General features: G+C 66.2%; 7 protein-coding genes. 6 read left to right on the top strand and 1 reads right to left on the bottom strand.

Translation table 11 applies throughout. The annotated features are described in order from the left end of the window. Positions 1-631, bottom strand: a 631-nt coding sequence (locus NTW26_02760) for a lamin tail domain-containing protein (GenBank protein ID MCX7021194.1), incomplete at its 3' end; no start/stop codon positions are given. A gap of 151 nt (positions 632-782) precedes the next feature. Between NTW26_02760 and NTW26_02755 the strand changes: the two genes are divergently transcribed. From NTW26_02755 to NTW26_02730, 6 genes are all read left to right on the top strand, one after another. Further along, the gene (locus NTW26_02755; GenBank protein ID MCX7021193.1) at positions 783-1,070 is read left to right on the top strand and encodes an HPr family phosphocarrier protein; all 288 of its coding nucleotides are present in this window, start codon (positions 783-785) and stop codon (positions 1,068-1,070) included. Positions 1,071-1,364: 294 nt separating this feature from the next. Then, positions 1,365-3,116, top strand: coding sequence for a phosphoenolpyruvate--protein phosphotransferase (ptsP, locus tag NTW26_02750; GenBank protein MCX7021192.1), 1,752 nt, complete (start codon positions 1,365-1,367; stop codon positions 3,114-3,116). Between the two features lie 77 nt (positions 3,117-3,193). Continuing rightward, positions 3,194-4,579, top strand: coding sequence for a conjugal transfer protein TraF (gene traF, locus NTW26_02745; GenBank protein ID MCX7021191.1), 1,386 nt, complete (start codon positions 3,194-3,196; stop codon positions 4,577-4,579). 94 nt (positions 4,580-4,673) lie between these two features. After that, positions 4,674-4,928 (top strand): hypothetical protein, encoded by a 255-nt coding sequence (locus tag NTW26_02740; protein ID MCX7021190.1) that lies wholly within the window; start codon positions 4,674-4,676, stop codon positions 4,926-4,928. Then, positions 4,849-5,955, top strand: coding sequence for a hypothetical protein (locus NTW26_02735; GenBank protein MCX7021189.1), 1,107 nt, complete (start codon positions 4,849-4,851; stop codon positions 5,953-5,955). Before NTW26_02740 ends, NTW26_02735 begins: the two co-directional genes overlap by 80 nt. Before the next feature lie 361 nt (positions 5,956-6,316). Further along, positions 6,317-7,501, top strand: a complete 1,185-nt coding sequence (locus tag NTW26_02730; protein ID MCX7021188.1) for a phosphoglycerate kinase — start codon at positions 6,317-6,319, stop codon at positions 7,499-7,501. The last annotated feature ends 148 nt before the right edge of the window (positions 7,502-7,649 follow it).

The following is a 7,649-nucleotide window of genomic DNA, read 5'->3' as shown; positions in this document are numbered from 1 at the left end:
AGCCCCAGGTGATGCCGTCGGCCGACGAGGGCGGGCGCTCGATGTCGCTGTTGGTGTTCTGCGGCTCGGGCTCACCGCGGACCCGGAAATCGAAGATGTTGTTGTCGGTGTCGTAGCCGTTCCCGTCGGCGTCGTCGTGGGAGAGGCCGCTCTTGCGTTCGAGGGAGGAGCTTGTGTCGGGCGTGTTGCAGGGGGTCGTCTCGTAGTAGGTCGGGGTGATGCCCCAGCCGAGCATGTCCACCGTTGCACCGTCCCCGATGAGGGCCACGCCGCCCGAGACGGGGTCGAACTCCAGCATGGGCGCGACGAGGTCGGGGGTGGGCCAGCTAACGGGCCAGCCTTCCTCCGAGGTAGACACCAGGTAGAAGCCGTATGCGGGGATGCTCCCGGAGAGGGCGGGATATTCATCTTTGAAATCGGAACGCAGGAAGTACGCGTCGAGGCTGATATCCCGACCGGTGGGGTTGTAGAGCTCGATGAAAACGGCCTGGCCGTCCGCCGGCAGGGGGAGGATTTCGGAGACTACGACGTGGTCGGCGATATCGTCGGCCCAGGCGGGCGCGACGCAGATGAGCGCCGCCGCTATTGCGAGAAGCGTCCCGCGGGTCCAGATTCGTCGTGTTTCGGCCATCCGCCCCATCCATCAACTAACCCAGAAGTAAATATAGCCAAAAATTTTGGATTGGTCAAGAAAGAAGTGACGCGGTCCGAGATTGACCGGCGAAAATCGGGCGTGATAAAATCGCGCGGTCGTCTGGAACATCACCCCATCCCGCGGACCCATGCCCCAAATCGAAATCGTCGTGTCCAACAAACTCGGCCTCCACGCGCGCCCGGCGGCCATTTTTGTCCGCGTCGCCCAGAAATTCAACGCGGATATCTCCATCGCCCGGACCAACGGGGACGTGTCGTGGGTGAACGCCAAGAGTGTGATGGGGGTGATGTCGCTGGGCGCGGCGCCGGGGACGGTACTCCTGGTCCGCGCCACGGGGCCCGACGCGGAAAAGGCCTTAAAAAGCATCCGGCTCCTGGCTGATAAAAGATTTCTCGAGGACCACTACCTGGCCTGAAAAAATTGGTGGGGGGAGGCCGGAGTCGGATTCGCGAACTTCGATCATTGCGGTTTTTTGCACATGGGTTTCCATTCCGGCTCCGGTCGGCGGTGGGTCTTTTTTACGGGAGACGCCGGTGAGTGCGGCGGTCGGAGGTGACGCGACACCGTTGGTGTTCCCCCGCGCCCTCGGCCATTCCCCCCCGTGGACCTTTAAAGCAAAAAGCGAACCAGGTTCGACTAGTTGAGCATCGGGGGAAAATATCCCATAATCACCGCGCAAGAGACGCGGTTTTTTTTAAAGGGAGAAACCATGATTTTCCAGGGCGTGCCGGTCTCCAAGGGGGTGGCGATCGGGCGGGTCGTCAAGCCGAAGCTCGAGCTGCTGAACGTCGGCCAGGACCACATTGACGACCCGGAAAACCAGATCGCGCGATTCTCGAGGGCGCTCAAGACCTCGAAGCGGCAACTCGAACGACTGATCGAGAACCTGCGCGAATCGAATCGCCTGACCGAGCTCAAAATCGTCGAGAGCCAGCGGATGATGCTCGACGACGACACCCTCATGGGCGGGGTCCAGGAGACCATCCGGAGCCTGGCGTGCACGGCCGAGTACGCGGTGAGCAAGGTGGTGGACCATTTCGTGGCCACCTTCACCGGGTTCGAGGACGAGTACCTGCGCGAGCGGGTGACCGACGTGCGCGACATGGGGGAGCGGCTCCTGCGCAACCTGATGGGGAAGCGCGAGCCGCTTCTGGCCGGCCTGGAGATGCCGGCGATAATCGTGGTCCACGACCTGCCGCCCTCGGCGGCGGCGCAGATGGACCCGCTCAAGGTCCTCGGCGTGGCCACCGACGTGGGCGGCGCGACGGGCCACACGGCGATAATCTCCCGGGCGCTGGAGATTCCGGCGGTGGTGGGGCTGACCAACCTGTCGCGGCGGGCCGAGGAGGGCGACACCCTCATCCTCGACGGCCGCAACGGCATCGCGGTCCTCAACCCCGCCCCCGAGCTCCTCAAGAAATACCGCCGGATCCAGAAGGAGGAGCGGGCCAAGCTCGAATCCCTGGCGAAGCTGCGCGACCTGCCCTCGGAAACCTCCGACGGCTTCACCATCGAGCTCGCCGCCAACATCGAGCTTCTGTCCGAGGTGGACGCGGTCCAGACCCACGGCGCCCAGGGCGTGGGCCTCTACCGCACCGAGTTTTTGTTCCTGAACCGCGAGGACCTGCCCAGCGAGGGGGAGCAGTACGAGGCGTACTCGGTGGTGGCGCGCCAGCTCGCGCCCCAGCCGGTGGTCATCCGAACCGTGGACATCGGCGGCGACAAGTTCCTCTCCCACCCCGAGGTGCCGGTGGAGATGAACCCCTACCTGGGCTGCCGGGCCATCCGCTTCTCACTGAAGATGCCGGACACGCTGAAGGTCCAGCTCCGCGCCATCCTGCGCACCAGCGCCACGGGCAACGTGCGGCTCATGTTCCCGATGGTCTCGGCCATCGAGGAACTGCGCCAGGCCAAGGAGATCATCGAGGAGTGCAAGGCGGAGCTCGACGCCGAGGGTAAGCCCTACGACAGCGGAATCGAGGTCGGCATCATGGTGGAGGTGCCGTCGGTGGCGGTGATGGCCGACCAGTTCGCCCGGGAGGTGGACTTCTTCTCCATCGGCACCAACGACCTCATCCAGTACACCCTGGCGGTGGACCGCGGCAACGCCTCCATCTCCGAGCTGTACCAGCCGTTCCACCCCGCCGTGCTGCGGCTTCTGGCGACCATCGTGGAGGCGGGCCACGCGGCGGGCATCTGGGTCGGCCTGTGCGGGGAGATGGCCGCCAACCCACTGGCCGTCCCCTTCCTGGTCGGGCTGGGGATAGACGAGCTCTCGGTGGCGCCGGTCAACGTCCCCGTGGTCAAGGCCACCCTGCGGGCCATCTCGTTCCGGCAGGCGGCGGAACTGGCGGCGGAGCTGGTGAACCTCCCCACCGCCGAGGCGATTCACGCCCGGCTGCGGGAGGCGCTCCCCAAGGAGGTCCGGCGCTTCGTGGAGCCCGACTACGCCGTCAGGTAGCCCGCCGCCTTGTCTTAATGCGTTTTTCAGGCTACACTTAACCGAAGAAACACCGGCTTTTATCCCGAGGAGGACCCATGCGCCTTGTGCTTGTACTCCTGTGCGTTTTTATTACGGCGGCGTTCGCCACCGAAATCTACGGCCCCCGCGCCATGGCCATGGGCGGCGCCCTGGTGGCCATCGTAGATGACGGCACGGCCGCCTACTGGAACCCCGCCGCCCTCGCACGACATGACACAACCTTCTCCGCCGACCCCGTCTGGGGTTTCTCCGTCGCCGACAACATCACCGAGCGCATGAACGACTTCAAGGACTTTTACTCCAACCCCCCCGACACCTCCAGCCCCACCGAGCTCATCGGCTTCGTCAACGACTTCTCCGACGCCCTGAAGCGCTTCAACGACCCGGGCACCGGCGTCATCGGCAACATGCACGTGGGGGTCACCTCCATGATCGGGCCCATCGCCGTGAGCTGGGTCAACATGACCAAGATGGAGATCGGGCCTGGAATGGACAGCCAGACCTCGCGCCTCATTGACGAGCGCTACTTCAACAACGGGACCATTTACCAGCGCATGGCGATGATAACCGCCCTCTACCAGTCGGGCCTCTTGACCGGGGCGGAGTACAACCGCCTCGCGGCCCAGGGGTGGCGCACCACGGCGGGCGACATGATCGGCCTGGCGGAGAACAAGTCCGAAATCGCCGTCTCCGGGTTCTCGGAGCACGACATCGGCGTGAGCTACGCCTACTCCTTCCCGCTGGGTCGCTACGACTTCCTGGCGGTTGGCGGGACGGCCAAGTTCATCTACGGCCTGAAGTACGCGAACGACCTCTCCGTCCTCACCGATGGCTCCCTGGACCCCGACGTCTTCGCCACCGGCCCCAACTGGCTCTTCTCGAACGTCCTCGGCCTGGACGCCGCGGCCACCGGCTACAGCTTCAGCATGGACCTGGGCGTGCAAATGATGCTCGGGCGCTTCTTCCACCTGGGGATAACGGGCCACAACATCATCCCCCTGGACATCACCTGGAGCGACGACTCCCTGGACCCCACCCCGCTCGACACCCAGATCCGCTTCGGCCTGGGATTCGAGCTATTCAACAGCCTCACCCTGGCCCTGGACGTGGACGCGCTGGAAACCGAGTACACGGTGAAGACGCGCGTGCTCGTGAACAACGCGTGGGTCGAGAAAGACATCGTGGTGGACAAGGTGCGGGACCTCTCCCTGGGCGTGGAGTGGGTAATCGCGGACATCTTCGCCGTCCGCGCCGGCTTCAACACCAACTATAACTCCCTCATCGTGGACCAGGCCAAGGCCACCTTCCTGGCCTCCCTGGGCTTCGGGGTGAAGATCGGGGACATCTTCCACTTCGACCTGGCGGTGATGACCAACCAGTTCTCCGCCGGGGAGCACGACTCCACCCTGGGCGCCTCGGTATCCCTCGGTTTCGCCATCTAGGGTGCGCCGTCGAGTTGATCGGGCGGGGCACCCGTGTCCCCGCCCGCGACAATAAACGACCGAACCGCGACCTCCGATTGAAGGGGGACGGCCGATGAGGGAAAAGCTTTTACTGCTTCTCACCGCGGCGCTCCTGCCGGCGCTGGCCCTCCCCATTTACGGCCCGCGCGCCATGGCCCTGGGGGGCGCCTACGTCGCCCTGGCCGACGACGAGGCCAGCGTCTACTACAACCCCGCCGGAATGGCCGCCGCCGGAGACTACTTCGCCTGTGTCCTACATCGGGCAGAAGGACGACATCTGGCACGCCGACACCGGCGAGGGGCTCCAGCCGCTGTTGGACGCCATTGACCGGACGGCGGACTACCTGAAAGGCCTGGCCGGGAACCCGCCGGGCGTCACCGGCTATCTCTCCTACGGCGCGAGCGTCATGGTCGGGCCGCTGGCGGTGAGCTGGATCGGCGGCGGCACGGGCCAGGTGCTCCTGGAATCCGACGCGGACACCGGCCGCCTCATCCCCGACTTCTACCTCGAGAGCCCCGAGGCGGTGGCGCTCCTCTACCTCGCGGGCTACCTGGACTCGGAGCAGCTCGCCACCCTCTGGCCCACCTACCCCGACCCCTCGGGCTTCGTGGGCGACACCCAGGGCGACGGCCTCGGGATAACCGAGAACCGGACCGGCGCCCGGCTCTCCGACGACGCCCGCCAGGAGTTCGTCGTCACCTACGCCGACTACCTCTGGCGCTCCGGACGCGGCGACCGCTTCTTCATCTCCGCCGGACTCAGCCTCAAGTACATCGTCACCCAGAGCTACCAAAATCGCTTCACCGCCGACGATTCCGGAATGTACACCACCGGACCGGGGTGGATTATGGAGCAGGTGCTCGCCACGCGGCCGACCCTGGGGCATGCCGTCAGCGCCGACGTGGGCTTCCTGGGCCAGTTCACCCCCTACTTCCGGCTGGGCCTCCTGGCGCGCGACGTGATTCCCGCCCCCATCTCCTGGGACGAGCCGGTCCCCGGGGTCTCCGACCGCCTGAAGCCCCACTGGCGGATAGGCGTGGCCGGGGAGGCGATCCCGGACCTGTTGACCGTCGCCCTCGACGTGGACCTCACGCGGGACGAGGGGTCGTTCTCCGCGCAGCAGGACCTGGCGGTGGGTGTGCGGGCGGACTTCTTCGAGGGGGCCCTGTGGGGCGGCGCCGGCCTGCGCTTCAACCTGGCCGATGAGAGCCAGCCCCCGCTCTACACCCTGGGAGTGGGGATGCACCTGGCGGGCGTTCGCTTCGATCTGGCGGTGGGCCTGGGGCGGATAGACACTTCGGGGGAGGGCGACACGTATTTCAGCGCCGCCGGGGCGGTGGGCTTCTCGCTCTAGGGGAGCGGGAACGCGGGTGTTACGGCCCGCTCGCGTTTAAATGTAGGGCGGGGATTTTAACCGAGCGTAGCGAGCTACGCCCCGGGCGAATCCCCGCCGCTTTTCACCCTCACCCCGCGGATTGCGATGACGTAGGGCGGGGATTCCTATCCCCGCCGCTTTCACGTTCCCAACCTCGACCCTCACCCCAGCCCGTAGGCGCGCCTCTCCCTAGAAGGGAGAGGGGGACTGTTTTCCCAGGTTGCGATGACGTGGGGGCGGGACCGACCGATCCGCCCGCCGCCATTGACCACGGACCCCTCGACAAAACGGGCCGACTTTAGTAACCTGCCCCCGTATCACGAACCATGGAGGACACGCCGTGCGCAAGCTCTTCATCGAGGACCTGGAGCTCGCGGGGAAGCGGGTGCTCGTGCGCCTGGACTACAACGTCCCCGGCGACGACGAGGGCAACGTGACCAACGACGCCCGCATCACCGCCTCGCTCCCCACCCTGCGGTACATCATGGCGGAGGGGGCCTCGGCCGTCCTCTGCTCCCACCGCAGCCGCCCGAAGGGCGACGAGCCGCGATACTCCCTCCGACCGGTCGCCCGGCGGCTGGAGGAGCTCGTGGGGCTCCCGGTGAAGATGGCCCGCCGGGGCGGGGTGGTAAGCGACGAGGCGCGCAACATGGCGGCGGCGCTTAGGCCCGGCGAGCTCATGATGCTGGAAAACCTCCGCTACGACCCCCGGGAGCAGGAGGGCCGGGAGGAGCTGGCACGCGAGCTGGCCTCCCTGGCCGACCTCTTCGTCAACGACGCCTTCCCCGTCTGCCACCGCAAGGACGCGAGCGTCGTCGGCGTGCCCAAGTTCCTCACCTCGGCCTACGGCTACCAGCTCCGGGAGGAGGTCGAGAACCTCAGCCTCCTCCTGGGCGAGGTCCAGCGGCCCTACGTGGGCATCATGGGCGGGGCGAAAATCTCCACCAAGCTCGGCGTCGTCAAGAGCTTCCTCGAGCGCGTGGACCGCCTCCTCGTCGGCGGCGGCATGGCCTACACCTTCCTCGCCGCCCTGGGAAAAGAGGTCGGAAGCAGCATCCACGAGCCCGACTACCTCGAGTACGCCAAGGACCTCCTCCTGCGCTACGCCGATAAAATCGTGCTCCCCACGGACAACTACGTCGTGGAGAAGATTGACCCGGCGTGCAAGGCCAGGCTGATGGACGAGATACCGGCGGACCGCAAGGCGGTGGACATCGGGGACGCCACGTGCAGGCTCTTCGCCGAGGAGATATCCCGGGCGCGGACCGTCTTCTGGAACGGCCCGATGGGCTACTTCGAGGATGAGCGCTTCGCCGAGGGAACACGCATAGTGGCTAGGGAGGTGGCCAAGCTCAAGGCTTCCGGCGCCTTCACCGTGGTGGGCGGCGGTGATTCCGTGGCCGCCGTCGAGGACGCCGGGCTCGACTCCGCGAGCTTCAGCTTCGTCTCCACCGGCGGCGGGGCGTCGCTGGTCTTCGTCCAGGGCAAGGAGCTTCCCGGCATCGAGGCCCTGACGGACCGGTAGGTTCACCCCCATTTCGGAAATTCGTAGGGGCGACCGGTAGGACGAGTCCTCCACGGTCGCCCGCGGGCCGATCTGAACGGCGCGCCGTCGGTCGGCCCCTACGTCATCGCAACCAAGGGTGAGGGTCGTCGCTTGTCCCCTCCCCCCT

Source organism: bacterium, assembly GCA_026398675.1.
Lineage (GTDB): Bacteria > RBG-13-66-14 > RBG-13-66-14 > RBG-13-66-14 > RBG-13-66-14 > RBG-13-66-14.
Note: the sequence above shows the minus strand (reverse complement) of the source record. Positions and strands in the feature narration are given on the sequence as shown.